This window comes from Burkholderia sp. BCC1644 (assembly GCF_902833225.1).
Classification (GTDB): domain Bacteria; phylum Pseudomonadota; class Gammaproteobacteria; order Burkholderiales; family Burkholderiaceae; genus Burkholderia.
In genome coordinates this window covers 385,950-400,641 of the sequence record NZ_CADFEI010000001.1, presented here as the reverse complement: position 1 = coordinate 400,641, position 14,692 = coordinate 385,950, and the positions used below count along the sequence as shown (strand labels likewise).

At 69.6% G+C, this 14,692-nt stretch carries 14 protein-coding genes; 5 read left to right on the top strand and 9 right to left on the bottom strand.

Annotated features, from left to right (window positions below):
* The first annotated feature begins 21 nt into the window (after nt 1-21).
* Nucleotides 22-792 carry an IclR family transcriptional regulator C-terminal domain-containing protein gene (locus tag HWX87_RS01750; RefSeq protein WP_176045373.1) on the top strand — a complete coding sequence of 257 codons (771 nt, stop codon included), beginning with the start codon at nt 22-24 and terminating at the stop codon, nt 790-792.
* 18 nt (nt 793-810) lie between these two features.
* Here HWX87_RS01750 and HWX87_RS01745 read toward each other — a convergent pair whose 3' ends face one another.
* From HWX87_RS01745 to HWX87_RS01720, 6 genes are all read right to left on the bottom strand, one after another.
* Nucleotides 811-3,111 carry an ATP-dependent DNA helicase gene (locus tag HWX87_RS01745; RefSeq protein WP_176045372.1) on the bottom strand — a complete coding sequence of 767 codons (2,301 nt, stop codon included), beginning with the start codon at nt 3,109-3,111 and terminating at the stop codon, nt 811-813.
* Nucleotides 3,108-4,802 (bottom strand): VRR-NUC domain-containing protein, encoded by a 1,695-nt coding sequence (locus HWX87_RS01740; protein ID WP_176045371.1) that lies wholly within the window; start codon nt 4,800-4,802, stop codon nt 3,108-3,110. The genes HWX87_RS01745 and HWX87_RS01740 overlap by 4 nt, the downstream gene beginning before the upstream one ends.
* A 96-nt stretch (nt 4,803-4,898) precedes the next feature.
* Nucleotides 4,899-5,777 (bottom strand): MipA/OmpV family protein, encoded by an 879-nt coding sequence (locus HWX87_RS01735; protein WP_176045370.1) that lies wholly within the window; start codon nt 5,775-5,777, stop codon nt 4,899-4,901.
* A 205-nt stretch (nt 5,778-5,982) separates the two neighbouring features.
* Entirely contained in the window at nt 5,983-6,294 is a 312-nt protein-coding gene (locus tag HWX87_RS01730; protein ID WP_176045369.1) for a hypothetical protein, read from the bottom strand.
* A 14-nt stretch (nt 6,295-6,308) separates the two neighbouring features.
* Nucleotides 6,309-6,506 (bottom strand): hypothetical protein, encoded by a 198-nt coding sequence (locus HWX87_RS01725; RefSeq protein WP_176045368.1) that lies wholly within the window; start codon nt 6,504-6,506, stop codon nt 6,309-6,311.
* A gap of 96 nt (nt 6,507-6,602) precedes the next feature.
* Nucleotides 6,603-6,926 (bottom strand): hypothetical protein, encoded by a 324-nt coding sequence (locus HWX87_RS01720; protein WP_176045367.1) that lies wholly within the window; start codon nt 6,924-6,926, stop codon nt 6,603-6,605.
* Nucleotides 6,927-7,069: 143 nt separating this feature from the next.
* Here HWX87_RS01720 and HWX87_RS01715 point away from each other — a divergent pair, with 143 nt between their 5' ends.
* Complete coding sequence (locus HWX87_RS01715; protein ID WP_176045366.1) at nt 7,070-7,318, top strand: hypothetical protein; 249 nt, start codon at nt 7,070-7,072, stop codon at nt 7,316-7,318.
* A gap of 90 nt (nt 7,319-7,408) precedes the next feature.
* Here the strand turns inward: HWX87_RS01715 and HWX87_RS01710 are convergent, their stop codons facing one another.
* Nucleotides 7,409-9,397, bottom strand: coding sequence for an ATP-binding protein (locus HWX87_RS01710; RefSeq protein ID WP_176045365.1), 1,989 nt, complete (start codon nt 9,395-9,397; stop codon nt 7,409-7,411).
* Between the two features lie 403 nt (nt 9,398-9,800).
* Here HWX87_RS01710 and HWX87_RS01705 point away from each other — a divergent pair, with 403 nt between their 5' ends.
* Nucleotides 9,801-10,838, top strand: a complete 1,038-nt coding sequence (locus HWX87_RS01705; protein WP_176045364.1) for a sigma-54 dependent transcriptional regulator — start codon at nt 9,801-9,803, stop codon at nt 10,836-10,838.
* Between the two features lie 29 nt (nt 10,839-10,867).
* Here HWX87_RS01705 and HWX87_RS01700 read toward each other — a convergent pair whose 3' ends face one another.
* Both HWX87_RS01700 and HWX87_RS01695 read right to left on the bottom strand, forming a co-directional pair.
* A complete protein-coding gene (locus HWX87_RS01700; RefSeq protein WP_176045363.1) occupies nt 10,868-12,667 on the bottom strand; it encodes a methyl-accepting chemotaxis protein in 1,800 nt (599 codons plus the stop codon).
* Between the two features lie 246 nt (nt 12,668-12,913).
* Complete coding sequence (locus HWX87_RS01695) at nt 12,914-13,168, bottom strand: DUF3562 domain-containing protein (protein ID WP_176045362.1); 255 nt, start codon at nt 13,166-13,168, stop codon at nt 12,914-12,916.
* On the opposite strand from HWX87_RS01695, the gene HWX87_RS01690 reads away from it, so the two are divergent.
* A complete protein-coding gene (locus HWX87_RS01690; RefSeq protein WP_176045361.1) occupies nt 13,161-13,328 on the top strand; it encodes a hypothetical protein in 168 nt (55 codons plus the stop codon). The two genes, HWX87_RS01695 and HWX87_RS01690, sit on opposite strands and share 8 nt — an antisense overlap.
* Before the next feature lie 406 nt (nt 13,329-13,734).
* Entirely contained in the window at nt 13,735-14,169 is a 435-nt protein-coding gene (locus HWX87_RS01685; protein ID WP_176045360.1) for a hypothetical protein, read from the top strand.
* The last annotated feature ends 523 nt before the right edge of the window (nt 14,170-14,692 follow it).

Here is a 14,692-nt window from a genome sequence, read left to right as displayed (position 1 = left end):
CCCGCCTTCCGCTATCCGACGATGAAAAAGCCCGAACTCGACCGACGCGACTGGATTGCCGGCCTCGAAAAAGGCCTGATGATCCTCGAAGCCTTCGACAGTCAGCACGCGCGCATGACGCCCACGCAGGCCGCCGCGCGTACGGGCCTCACGCGCACGGCCGCGCGGCGCTACCTGCTGACGCTCGAATCGCTCGGCTACGTGTACACCGACGGCAAGCTGTACGGCCTCACGCCGCGCGTGCTGCGGGTCGGCTGGTCGTACTTCGATTCGGCGCGTCTGCCGCGCACGGTCCAGCCCTATCTGCAGCAACTGAGCGCGTCGCTGAATGAATCGGCGTACGTCAGCGTGCTCGACGGCTGGGAGCTGGTGTTCATCGCGCGCAACGGCGTGTCGCGCGCGATGACGACCGGCTTCGTGCTCGGCGCACGCGTGCCGGCGCCGCTGACTTCGCCGGGTGTCGTGCTGCTCGCCCATCACCCCGATCGCGAAGCCGTGCGCGCGTGGCTCGACGAAACCGAGCTGCCGCCGTTCACGCCGCACACGATCACCAACAAGGCGCGGCTGCTCGAACAGGTCGACCATGCGCGCGACGCCGGTTTTGCCGCGATCGAACAGCAATTGCAGGTCGGCGTACGCGGGATCGCGGTGCCGCTGAAGAACCGTCAGGGCGAGGTAGTCGCCGCGCTGAGCACGAACATGCCGATCGGCGCGGAGACGGCGGACGCGGCCGTGCGGCGCGTGCTGCCGCACTTGCAGGAAGCCGCGCTCGCGATGCTCAACGTGCTGTAGCGCGAGGCAGCGTCACCCTCACCCGATCCGCCACCAACGCGGCAGCAAGTCGCGCACTTCGCGCCGGCGATAACGGTCGTCGATCAGGTGCACGACGCCTTCGTCGTGCTCGGTGCGGATCACGCGCCCGGCCGCCTGCACGACCTTCTGCAAGCCCGGATACAGGTACATGTAGTCGTAGCCGTTGCCGAAACGCGCCTCCATCGCGCGCCGCATCTGCTCGTTGACGTCGTTGACCTGCGGCAGCCCGAGCGTCGCGATGAAGGCGCCGATCAGCCGCTCGCCGACCAGGTCCACGCCTTCCGAAAACGCCCCGCCCAGCACCGCGAAGCCAACCCCGCGCCCGCCCGCGTCGAAGCGCGCGAGAAACGCGTCGCGCTCGCTTTCGGCCATGCCGGGCGCCTGCGCCCAGACGGGCACGTCCGGGTGCCGCGCCTGCATCAGCGCGACCACGCGCCCGAGATAGTCGAAGCTGCTCAGGAAGCCGAGATAGTTGCCGGGCCGCGTCGCGTATTGCGCGGCGATCAGGTCGGCGATCGGTTCGAGCGACCGGTCGCGGTCGCGCCAGCGTGTCGACACGTGACTCGCGACGCGCACGGTCAGTTGCTCGGCGCGGAACGGCCCGTCGACGTCGAGCCAGCCCGTATCGCCGGGCAGCCCGAGCGTGTCGCGATAGAAATGGAACGGGCTCAGCGTGCCCGAGAACAGCACGGTCGCGCGTGCCGCTTCGTAACGCGGCGCGAGAAAGCCGGCCGGAATCACGTTGCGCACGCACAGCGTCGACTGGATGCGGCGCCGGCGGCTCGCCGACGCGACACCGTCGAGCGCCGGCTGGCGCGGCATCGGTTCGCCGTGGAGGGTCGCGTCGAAGATCGATGCGCTGTCGAAGGCTTCGGCGAGCATGCCGAACTGGATCGCCTCGAAATGAAACCGCAGCAGCGCGTCGCCATTTGCGCGCGGCGCATCGGTCAGGTGTTCGCCGATCGCCGCGACGAGGTTCTGCACGGCCGACACGATCGGGCCCGGCACGTCGGGGTACGCGGCATAGCGCTCGGCCTGCGCGCGATTGACCGTGCCCCACGCGCGGCCGAGCCGGTCGAATGCCTTGCGCAGCGCCGCCGGCGCGGCTTCGCGCGCGGCCGCGAACGCGAACGGATCGAGCGATGCGCTGTACATCTTGCGCGCGCGGTCGAGCAGGTTGTGCGCTTCGTCGACGAGCACGCCGACGCGCCACTGGTTCTGCTGCGCGAGCGTGTGCAGCATCGCGCTGCCGTCGTAGTAATAGTTGTAGTCGCCGATCATCATGTCCGACCAGCGCGCGAGTTCCTGCGACAGGTAGTACGGACAGACATCGTGCGCGAGCGCGGCCGTGCGCACGGTAGCGCGATCGAGCAGACCGGCCTCGATCGCCGCGTCGCGCGCGGCCGGCAGCCGGTCGTAGAAGCCTTTCGCGAGCGGGCATGATTCGCCGTGGCACGCGCTGTCCGGATGCTCGCACGCCTTGTCGCGCGCGACGAGTTCCAGCACGCGCAGCGGCAGCGCCGGCGTGCCGGCGCCGAGCGTCGTCGCCGCTTCGAGCGCGAGCGCACGGCCGGGCGTTTTCGCGGTCAGGAAGAAAACGTGGTCGAGTTCGCCCTCGCCGCATGCCTTCAGCAACGGAAACACGGTCCCGAGCGTCTTGCCGATGCCGGTCGGCGCCTGCGCCATCAAGCAGTGCTCGTCGCGCGCCGCGCGATAGACCGAGACCGCCAGCTCGCGCTGGCCGCTGCGGAACTGCCCGTGCGGAAATGCGAGCGCGCGCAGCGCCGCGTCGCGCGCCGCGCGATGGGCCGTTTCGCGCTCGGCCCAGCCGACGAAGCACGCGCACTGCTCGGCGAAGAACGTCGCGAGCGTGTCCGCATCCAGCGTTTCCGTCAGCACGGTCTCGCGTTCGGACACGATGTCGAAATACACGAGCGCGACGTCGATTTCCTTGAGGCCGCGCGCGTCGCACATCAGGTGCGCATAGACCTTCGCCTGCGCCCAGTGCAGCGCGCGATGATTGGCCGGCATCGCATCGAGGCTGCCGCGATAGGTCTTGATTTCTTCGACGCGGTTCGCCACGGGATCGTAGCCGTCCGCGCGGCCGCGCACGGTGAGCGTGCCCCAGGTGCCCGTCAGCGCGATCTCGGTTTCGTAGCGTGCGCCGCGTTTCGACGTGACCGCACCGTGGCCGGCGATGCCTTCGAGTGCGGTCGGCGCGGGCGTGAAGCGCAGGTCGAGATCGCCGCGCCGCGCGGTGAATTCGCACATTGCCCGCACCGCGACGACATAGCTCATGCGGACAACCCCGCCGCTTCGGCGTGCGCCGCGCCGTCAGCGGCCCATTCGACGTCGACGACGCGCACCGGTATGCCGTGCGCGACGCAGTATGCGAGCCAGCGCGTCTGGTTGTCCTGCAGCCGGTCGCCGGGGCCTTTTACCTCGATCAACTCGTAACGGCGTTCATCGGGCCAGAAGCGGACGAGATCGGGCAGCCCCGAACGGTTGCTGCGGATATCCGCGAGCAGGCGCGTGAACCACAGCCGCAGGTGCTCGGGCGGCAGGCACGCGAGCGCTTCGTCGAGCAGCGCGTCGGTCAGCACGCCCCAGAACACGAACGGCGACTGCAGCCCGGCCTTCGTCGCGAAATGCCGGCGGATCGTGTCGCGGTACGCGCCCGAATCGAGCTGCGCGAAACAGGCGTCGAATGCGGCGGCGCGGCGCGCGGCGAAATCGGGTGCGTGCAGGTCGGCCGGCCCGCGCTGGAACGGGTGGAAGAACGCGCCGGGCACCGCTGCGAACACGGGCTCCCAGCACAACAGGCCGAACAGCGAATTGATCAGCGTGTTTTCGACGTAATGGACCGGCGACGCCGGTTGCGCGAGATGGTCGCGCACCGCGAATTCGACGCTGACGAATGCGTCCGGACGCGTGAGCACGAGTGTTTCGCGCGGCGCGCCGGCCGCTGCGGCCGAACGTTCGACGCGCTGGCCGGCGCGTCGCTGCAGGCGCGGCAGCATGCGCTCGACGCGCTGGCGTTCCTCGTCGCTCTCGAAGCCGCCGCGCGCGTCGAGCGCCAGCACGAGCGCGTCGTCGTCGCGCCCGCCGCGCTCGAGCACGCGGATGCGCCGGTAGCGGCTGCCGGGCCACGCACTGCGCACGTATGCGTCGAGCGCGGCATCCCAGTCGGCGCGGCGCTCGCAGGTCTGGCCGAGCGCGAACAGCAGCTTCGCGCGACGCGTCGCGAGCCATGGCTGACCGCAGCCCACAGCGTCGATCGCGCGCATCAGGTCGTCGAACGGCAAGTCGTCGGGCCACGCATCGAGCGCGTCGCGACACATCTGAAGCGCGAGATACGCATCGACGTCGCCGCGCTGCTGGAACGCGCGCGACGACGGTGCGATCGGCACGCTTTCGTACTGGAGCACGCCGAGATCGGCGAGCACGAATTCGCTCCAGTCCTGATGGAGATTGCCGAAGAACATCAGCCGCAGCCGGTCGCACAGCGCGCCGACCGTCACGCGCAACACGCGGTCGCCGGCCTGCGCGCACCACGCGTCGAGCGGCTGCGCGGTGTCATGCGCGGGGCGCAGCCGTTCGAGCCATTCGGGCTTGCGCTCGCCGGCATGCGCGGCGAGCGACGGGAAGATGTGCAGCAGATCGGCCTTGGTCGACAACGCGAACAGCTCGTCGAGCGTGAGCGCGGGCGCCGGATCGACCCAGCCGAGTTCGACGAGCGGCGCGACCGCGTCGAGCGTGCTGCCGATTTCGTCGTACACGAGCTTGCTTGCGCGGAAATCGGACCCGCTGCGCATCAGCATCCGCACGAGCAGCGCGCGCGACGGCTGCGGCAGCGTCGCGAACTGCCGGACGAACGCGTGCTCGTGCGCGTCGAACAGGTCGTCGTAACGCTCGCCGAGCCAGGCCAGCGCGCGTTCGAAATTGGTCAGGTAGTAAAACGCCGGGGGCGTCGGCGAAGCAGGCGTCACGGAGATCGATCACTGTACGTTTGTACAGGTCGGAATCATATCAAATGTGACGGCACATGCCGCGAGCGGCATCTGCCCGCCGCTGCCCGGCCGCGGTCAGAACTGGTAATTCACCGACATGTCGAACACGCCGTTGGTCGACTGCTGCGTGATCGGGCTGCGCGCGGCGCGGCCGACGAGCTGCTCGATGGCGCCGTCGATCGTGACGAACCAGTGCTTGTTCACGAACCAGGCCATCGTCACCCCTGCGCCGAACGACTTGATCCCGGCCCCCGACGAATAGGCCGGCAGCCCCGAGCGCGCGGCGGCGCCCGGGCTCACGCCGAACCAGCTGTTCATGTAGCGCGAATCGGCAAACGACACGGTCGGCCCCGCGAACCAGAAGAAATGCTCGTTGCTGCCCGGCAGCGGCATGTACGCGGAGAAATCGCCGACCCAGCCGTTCGAGCCGCCGATGCTGCGCCGGATATCCGCGCGCAGCACGAGCGGAAATTCCTTCGAGATCACGTAATCGGCCGCCAGTTTCATCACGGGTGCCGCATTGATGTTGTCGAGGCCGTTCAGGTGCTCGGTATCGTCGGCCGAACGACGCCCGAGGTCGTAGCCGACGGACAGGCTCACGCGCCAGTTCGGCCCGCGCAGCACGTTCGCGCCGAGCCCCTCGCCCGTCGACAGGAAGAACAGGTCGCGATAGCGGATATCCAGGTTCGGGCCGCCCAGCACGCGATAACGGTCGGAGCCCGCATAGCGCGGCTGCAGCGTCATCGCGGCGCCCACGCTGATATCCCAGGTGGAAATGTTCGGGTCGTACAGTTTTTCGAGCGGCACGCCCGCCGAGTATTGCCACTCGCCGAGCGGCGAAGGCGTCTGGGCCGACGCGTCGCGGGCGCCGGCCGCCGTGAGCGCCGCGCAGGCCGACAGGCCGGAAACGAACCGGCGTGCGCCGGGTGACAGCAACGGGCGAGCAACAGTCATCAAGGCGTCTCCGTCGGTTGCGCGAAACGAACCTGAAGGAAAGCGCGTCGCGCCGCTTCGGCTGCAGCGGCCGGCAGCCGGTGGCGCGAACGTAGCGTGCGCTGAATTAACGGACATCCTACGCGACGCGCACGCAGCCGCAAAGCGCCCGCTGCGCGCGGGCACTTTGCCGCCCTCCGGAAGGAATGGGTGAAGCGTTGCCGGATCAGAAACGCTCGACGTGATAGTCGCCGGCCAGCGCGGCCGGGCTGCGCGACGACATCATCCGCGAGAAACCGTCGGCGAGCCGCCCGAGCGCGAGCTGCTTCTGGCTGGCGTCCCAGTGCGTATAGGTGTCGTACGCCGCATCGTCGAACGACACCGTGACGGCGACCGGGTGGCCGCTCGCGCGAAAGCCGATCTGCAGCACGCCGCCCGGCAATTCCTCGATGTGATAGCGCAGCGAGCGCGATTCGAAATAGCGGCCCAGCACCTGAGCGATCGCGCGCTTGTCGGGTGATTGAACGTGGATGTCCATGAGCGTCCTCCTTGTCAGTATTCGCGCGGCCGGTGGTAGCGCACCACTCCGCCGGGCATCCGCATCGGCGGCGGATGCGACGGCGGGTCGCCCTGCGGCAGCCCCTCGGGCACGGGCGGATCGACCGGATCGTCGTGTCCGGGTGGTACCGGGTCCGGGTCGACGTCGGGGATCGTCGGTTCGGGGCGGTGCAGCATGGATGGCGTCTTCATGTCACTCCTGCGCGACGGCGCGCGCCTCTCGATGGCGCTGCGATCGCGCGCAAGCGGCGTGCCCGCTCCCGTTCCGCTCGCGCGCTCGCAACACGGTCAGTCGTCGCAGGTCGCCATCACCAGCCACATCGTGCGTCCTTTCGTGGTCAGCCGCGCCGCGAGCGTGAGCGTGAGCGTGAGCGTGAGCGCGAGCGGATCGGACGGCGCGCATTGCGCGACGAGCGCCTGCTGCGCACGCTCGGGCCCGTCGCAGACGATGTCGTTCAGCGCGCGAATCTCCTCCTTGCCGTCGAACATGCGCCCCTCGGGCCGACAGACCCGCGATTCGCGTTTCCACGCGTCGAATCGCGCGCGCACGCTGGCGAATTCGCCGCCGCATGCATTCGCGTCGTAACGTATTCTTTCCGTGGATGCATTCATCACGATGTCCTCTTGTCCACGCGGACGGCGCGCGGCTCATTTCCCGCATGCCCGTCCGGCTTCTCCGGCGCGCAAGCGTCGTGCCGTCGGCACGTCTCGGGCACGGCGCTTGCGCGTGCATCAACCAGCAAGGAGGTTCGACCATGACCGCTTACGCCACCGGCCGCCACGACACCGTGTCACCGGCTGCCGGGCTGTTCCGTCTCGCCACGTCGCGCCCGCCGTCCGAAGACAAGACGGAAGAGCGCATCGACGAAGGGCTCGAAGAAACGTTTCCGGCCAGCGATCCACCCGCCGTCGGTGGCGCGACCCGCATCGACCCCGCCAAGCCGACCGGCGAGCATGAACGTCGCGCGCCGCACGACCCTTCCCCGCCCCGCGATCACGGCTGACGGCGGCACCCGGCTCGCCATGCGCGGCGGCGCATCGTATGGTTTTCGTTGCAGCCATCGAGCCCGTCGTGTTCCCGTTTGACCGGACGCTCAGCCGCGCCCTTTCCCGCCGTGCGCATCGTCCGGCGTGACGTCGACGATCACGCTCGCGAGCGTCGGCATGTCGACCGGCTTGCACAGGTACGCATCGAAGCCGGCGGCCAGCACGCGGTGGCGGTCGGCCTTGCCGGCGTGCGCGGTGACCGCCACGACCGGCAAATGCCCGCTGCCGCCCGGCAAATGACGGATCCGGTCGAGCAGCCAGAAGCCGTCGCCGTCCGGCATCGCGAGATCCGACAGCACGACGCTCGGCAGATGCCGCTCCACCGCGTCGAGCGCGTCGTGCCCCGACTGCGCGGTCGACACCTGCGCGCCCATCGTTTCGAGCGCCGCGGCGAGGCTCGCGCGCGAGGTTGCGTCGTCATCGACGACGAGCACGCGCTGGCCGTCGAGCGCCACCGAGTCCGACGCGTCTGCCGGGCGCGTCAGGCGCTCGGCCGGATCGTCGCCATCCCAGCCGGCCGGCAGCGTGACCGTCACGGTTGTCCCGCGTCCCGGTCCGTCGCTCGTCGCGACGACGTCGCCGCCGTGCAGCTGCGCGATGTTGCGCACGATCGACAGGCCGAGCCCGAGGCCGAGCTTCGGCGACGCGAGCGCACCTTCGGGCCGGCTGAAGGTCTCGAACAGATGCGGCAGGCATTCCGGTGCAATCCCTTGCCCCGTATCGGCGACCGACAGCCGGACGCGTTCGCCCGCTCGCGTCAGCGACACGTCGATGCGCCCGCCCGGCGGCGTGAACTTGATCGCGTTCGACAACAGGTTCGACAGCACCTGGCGCACGCGCTCGCCGTCCGCCGGAATCACGCAGGTCGGCATCGCGTACGCCGTCGACAGCTCGAGCCCGTTCGCCTGCGCGGTCGCATCGAGCTCGCGCGCGGCGTCGCGCACGACGCGCACGAGGTCGACCGGCACGCGTTCGAGACGCAGCCGGCCCGTTGCGAGCGACGACGCGTCGAGCAGGTCGCCGACCATGTGCGACAGCGATCGCGCGCTGCGATCGATCGCGTCGACCGCCTGTTCCGCGAGCCCGTGCCCGTCGACGTTGCGCAGCACCTCGACCCACCCGTAGATCACGTTCAGCGGCGTGCGCAGTTCGTGCGACACCGTGGCCAGCCACGCGTCCTTCAGCCGGTTCGACGTGTCGGCCTGCGCGCGTGCATCGCGTGCGCCGCGCAGCGCACGCAGGTTGCGCTGCTCGCGGCGGCGGTGCTCGCGCGCTTCGCGCAGCGTCATCGACAGGCCCGTGCAGTTGCCCTGCGCATCGACGATCGGCGACGCGGCGAAGGTCGCGCGAAAGCGGCCGCCGTCGCGGCGCACGCACAGCACGTCGAGCGGCCCGACCGTCGTGTCCAGGTTCGCGAACGTGGCGGGCACCGGATGCCGCCGCAGCCAGCGCGGCGCAATCATCGCGGCGACGTCGCGCCCGCTTGCCTGCGCGGCGTCGATCCCGAAGATCCGGCGCGCGGCCGGATTCCAGCTTGTGATCCGGCGCCCGGTGTCGACACCGACGATCGCATCGGGCGACGCGTCGACCACCCGGCGCAGCAGGCCGTCGTCGGGCATGCGGGCGGCGGGCGCCGGCTCGCGATGCGGCGTGCGTGTGGCGGCGTCCGCGTCGCCATCGTCGTCGACGGCGTGCAGGCGATCGTTCGCGATCAGCGGCTTCACGGCCATCACGAGCACGCACTCGACGAAGCTGATCGCGACGAACGCACCGGCCTGCGCGAGCAACGTAGCCGGCGGCGCATCGCGCCACCACAGCGTGCCGATCGCGGCCACGCTCGCGACAGTCGCGGCGAGGCCGCCGCCGAACGACGTCAGCCATGCGACGGCCGCGACGCCCGCATAGAAAGGCAGCGGCGCAAACGGTGCGTGCTCGCCGACGGCGTGAATCGCCCACGCCTGCAGCGCGGACGCCAGCCCGACGGCCAGCACGACCCATGCACCCTGCCGCAACAGCTCATGGGTCAGGGTCTTCATTGCATCCTTGCCTCGCGCCGGCTCCCGTCGTGCGGCGTCGTGCCTCCGTTCGGCGATCCGCGATGCCGTCGAGCGTGCCGGGTGGGCGTGGAGGTGTCAGCAAGCGATATGCCCGGGACGGGCGTGACACGGCGTTCCGTCGGCGGATGGCGGGACGGTGCATCGTGCCGGCCGCGTGCCGTGGCGGCGGCGAACCGGCGGCGATCGAGGCTGGCCGCTGCTGTCGGCCGAAAGCGCTAGCGACCGGCTTTTTCATCGGCGTCCTGTAAAAAAGCGCTGGTCCGACCCTGGATCGCGCGGCCGTACCCGGCCAGCCGAAAGACCGATGGTCGAATCCTTCTGTCCCCGTCGCGGACATTGGAAATTACTATTCGGCGGCACCTTCGTGGCCGTTTCGCTGTCGATGATAAATATTGCAATGAACGGACCGCGTGATGCCGATTTTCAAAACGGCCCGCTAACGACGATGGGTGAAACCGCAAACCGGTCGAAGCAGCGCGCAGACGGCCGCCGGCTGTCCGGCCGGTCCTCTGCGATGCGCACGCTGCTCGGCCGCATCGAGAAGATCGCACCGACCCGCGCCAGCGTGATGATTGCCGGCGAAAGCGGGGTCGGCAAGGATATCGTCGCGCGCCGGCTGCACGATCTCAGTGCGCGGCGCGACGGCCCGTTCGTGCCCGTGAATTGCGGCGCGATCCCGCCCGATATCGCGGAGTCGCAACTGTTCGGGCACGAGAAAGGCAGTTTCACCGGCGCGATCGCGCAGCGCGAAGGCTTCTTCGAGGCCGCGCGCGGCGGCACGCTGCTGCTCGACGAGATCGCCGAAATGCCCGCGGCGCTGCAGGTGAAGCTGCTGCGGGCGATCGAGTCGAATGCGATCGTGCGCGTGGGCGGCACCGAGCCGATTCCGCTCGACGTGCGCATCGTGTCGGCCACGCGCCACAACCCGGCCGACGCCGTGCGCGACGGCCGGCTGCGCGAGGATCTGTTCTACCGGCTCGCCGCGTTCGCGCTGTACGTGCCGCCGCTGCGCCAGCGCGACGATGACGTCGAGACGATCGCGCGGGAATTCGTCGACACGCTGAACGCGCGGCACCGCTCGCACAAGCGGCTGACCGACGCGGCGATCGCGGCGCTCCGCGCGTACTCGTGGCCCGGCAACGTGCGCGAGCTGCACAACACGATCGAGCGCGCGTACATCCTGTCGGACGAAGGCATCGACGTCGCGCTGCCGAAGCAGCCGATGCCGCCCGACCGTACGTCGGACAGCGCGATGGCGCTGCCGCTCGGCGCGACACTCCACCACGCGCAGCAACGCTTCATCGCGGCGACGCTGCGTTACTTCGACGGCAACAAGCCGCGCGCAGCCAAGGCGCTCGGCATCAGCCTGAAAACGCTCTACAACCGGCTCGCGCTGATGCGCGACGGCGGCCGCTCCTGAGGCAGTGCGGCCGCGTCGCCAGGCTGCGGTTACGCGACCTTGAACCGCCCGACCGTCGTCGCCAGCGCATTCGCCTGCGACTGCAGTGCGGTCGCCGCGGCGGTCGACTGTTCGACGAGCGCCGCGTTCTGCTGGACCATTTCATCGAGCTGCGTGACCGCGCGGTTCACTTCCTGGATGCCGCGCGTCTGCTCGTTCGCCGCATGCGTGATCTCGGAGATGATGGTCGTCACGTTCGACACGTTGGATACGATCTCGCGCATCGTGTCGCCGGCCTGGCGCACCTGCCCGGAGCCGGCCGACACGCTCGCGACCGTCGATTCGACCAGCACCTTCACTTCCCGTGCGGCCTGCGCGCTGCGTTGCGCGAGGCTGCGCACTTCCTGCGCGACGACCGCGAAGCCGCGGCCCTGCTCGCCCGCACGCGCCGCTTCGACGGCCGCGTTCAGCGCGAGGATGTTGGTCTGGAATGCGATCCCGTCGATCACGCCGATGATGTCGCCGATCCGGCCCGATGCTTCCTCGATCTTCTCCATCGTCGCGACGACGTCCGACACGACCGCCCCGCCGTGCGATGCGATCCGCGATGCGGCCGCCGCGCGCTCGTCGGCCTGGCCGGCTGCTGCCGCCGACTGGCCGACGGTCGCGGTGATCTCTTCCATCGACGCAGCCGTTTCCTCGAGGCTCGCCGCGGCCGATTCGGTACGCGACGACAGGTCCTGGTTGCCCGCCGCGATCTCGTTCGCGGCCGTGCGCACCGATTCGCTCGCGTCGCGGATCTCGCGCATCACGTCGTTCAGCTTGTCGACGAAGCTGTTGAACGAGCGCGCGATGTCGGCGACTTCGTCGCGGCCGTCGGCCGGCAGGCGCTGCGTCAGGTCGCCGGCGCCCGAGCCGATCGCGGCCATCGCCTGGCGCACCTGCGACAGGCGACGGAACGCGGTCGCGGTGATCGCGCCGATGATCAGCGACGCGACACCGACGATCACGACCAGCGTGATCAGCGACGCGGTCAGCAGCGAGCGCATGCCGGCCGTCGCTTCGGTCTTGTCGAGCAGCACCAGCGCGTACCAGTCGGTGCCCGGCACCGGCCGCGCACGCACCAGCTTCGCGTTGCCGCCGACGCTCACCTCGACGGGTGCCGTTGCGGCCGCGATCGTCGCGGCGCTCGTCGCGCCGAGTTCGGGCGACACGTCGGCGACCGGCTTCAGCGTGAGCTTCGGGTCCGGATGCGCGACGACGTGGCCGCTGCTGTCGATCAGCATCCCGAAGCTCGCGGGCGTCGGGCGGATCGACTTCACGTTGGCGATCACGCTGTCCATCGCGACGTCCGCGGCGACGACGCCCTTCAGCGCGCCGTCACGCAGGATCGGCACCGCGAACGTGACGACGAGGTTGCCGGTGCCGGCATCGACGTAAGGCGGCGTGACGACCGGCTTGCCGGCCTGCGCGGCCTGCTTGTACCACGGGCGGCCGGTCGGATCGTAGTCGGGCGGGATGCCGGTCGGGTCGGAGAAGCGGAACGCCTTGTCGGCGTAGCCCGCGTACACGTTGGTGAAGCCGCCGGCCGTGGCCATCTGCTTGAACACCGGCAGCGGATCGGGCGCGAGCGCCGCATCCTGGAGCGACGCGATCATCCGGCTGCGGGTGGCGACCCAGTCGGCGATCCCGACCACATGGCCGCTCGCGACGGAAGTCAGGTTGCGGTCGATCGCGTCGTCGTTGTACGAGTGCGCGATGAAATAGTTGATCAGCGTGGTGGCGACGAGCGCGAATACGACGATGGCGACGCACGCGGCGAGGATGCGGGCGCGGATGGACGAGAGCATGGCAACGACTCGGTAAGGGAGCGCGAACGCCCGGTGGACGAATTCACCGGGTAAACGGCAATCGCGGCGCTTACTTGAGGTCGTTGTGACAATTCAATGAAACATATGACGAAAGACGCCGACGGCTGTCGGCGAATCGTCAGGTCGCACGCAGGCGAACCGAAGCGGCAGACGCCGCTGGCAAGAGGGTCAATCGTGATGTGGCCGCGACCGGCGACCTGCCATGTCAGCCGCGGCAAGCGCCTGTCAAAGGCGGACGCTCGGGCGCGGATCGGATTCCGCCGGCGCCGCACCGGCCTGCGTGTCGGCGTCGAAATCGTCCCGCTGGCGCATCCGTTCGCGCAGGTTCCGGATCGCGAACACGTGGATGTAGTCATGCACGCGTGCGCCGGACGACAGCACACGCACTTCATCGTCGAGCATCGCACGCAGCTGATCCGCGCCAATCGCGCGCTGTTCGGCGGCTTCCTTGAGTGAATCGAGCAAATTGTCCTTGGACATCGACGGACTCCTGACGGTCGAGGAAGAAAAAAACGACGGCACTGGAAGCTTAAAGACTGGTCGGCCGCGCGGCGTGCGATGCGCCGGCACGTATTTGCGCGCGATCAACGGCACGTTGCGTGCCGCCGTGCCGATCCGTCCCCGAACCGGCCGCGCTTGATTCGCGGCGCAAACTGCCCGCGAACGAGACTGGAAGCCCTGCCACGCCACCCCGGGGCGCGGCACCGGCCGACTGGCGGGCGGTGGAACCGCCGCGCAACGCCGATGCAGTGGGGAACTTAGACCGGCCGAAATCATGCGTCAAGCGACGCTCCGCGCCCCCGGTTCATTCGTCGGAACGAACCCGCCGGAACGCCTGCGGCCCGGACGACCGGCCAATTCGCCGCGGCGCGTGTCAGCGGATTCCGATAGGCGCCGCGCAATACCTGACAGCGAGTTCAGCGCGCGCCGCTTGGCAGCCTGCCGCCGCCACACGATACTGATGCCATGAACAACGCGTTCATACCGGATCATCGCCCAGCCTGCCATCGAGCAAGGCGCGCGGGGTCTGGCGCAGGAGACCAACCATGGCACATCGCAACTTTCCGGGCCGGGACGGCCAGCGGCGCGCGGCGGGCAACGCGCGCGCCCTGCCCGCCCGGACCGCATCGGCCGGCAATCGTCCGTCCGACGATCTCGACACCCTGCTCGCGCTCGCCCGCGAAGCCGGGCTGCTCGTCACGCTCGACGGGCAGATCGGCCGCGAGAAGTACCAGAGCGTCGCGGGGTCGATCCTCGCGCTGCAGCGGTTCGCCGCGGCCCTCGGCGCGCGACAGGCGCGCGCCGAGCCGGCCGGGTCGGAGCCGCGCCGCAAGGCACGCCCCGGCTGGCCGCATGCGAACCGGCTGCGCAGCCGCACGTGCAGCGCATGCGGGCCGATGCACGTCGTGCGCCCGCGCTCGCGTGTGCGGCGCGGCGTCGTCCGCCGGCACGACCTCTGCTCGATTCTTCGGACCACCTGAACACGCACGCAGCCGACGCACGGCACGGGGCCGTGCGATGGCTGCGCGCCGTGATGCGTTCGCCGTGACTGCCGATGTCGCGTGAATGCGGCGGCGCCGTGCCTGCCTCGACCTTCGCCGCGGTTCGCCTCGATGCGACCGCGCGCTCATACGCGCCGTTCCGAACGGCCGCATGCAAAACAATACCTGCGGGGAAAGTGATCCGACGGGGCCAGCCAGGCGGAAAGCGGACGGGGTGCGTGCACCCCGCCCGTCCTCCAAGGCAGCCGTCGGCTGCCTACCCTCGTGCCAGAGAGTTCTCGGTGGATGACACGCCATGCAATCGATGGCGCGGCTCCTGAAATCGATGTGCCGGCTTGTGCGCGCGTTCGATCGCGACCTGCCGGATCGGCGGTTTCGATGCTTGCGTGCACGCGCGGTTGTCGTCGCACATGCACGACAGACCATCGCCATCGCCGGATGTTCCGTTACTGTCTCACGCGATGCGCATGCCGTTTCTGATGCAGGTCAATCGACACCGGCT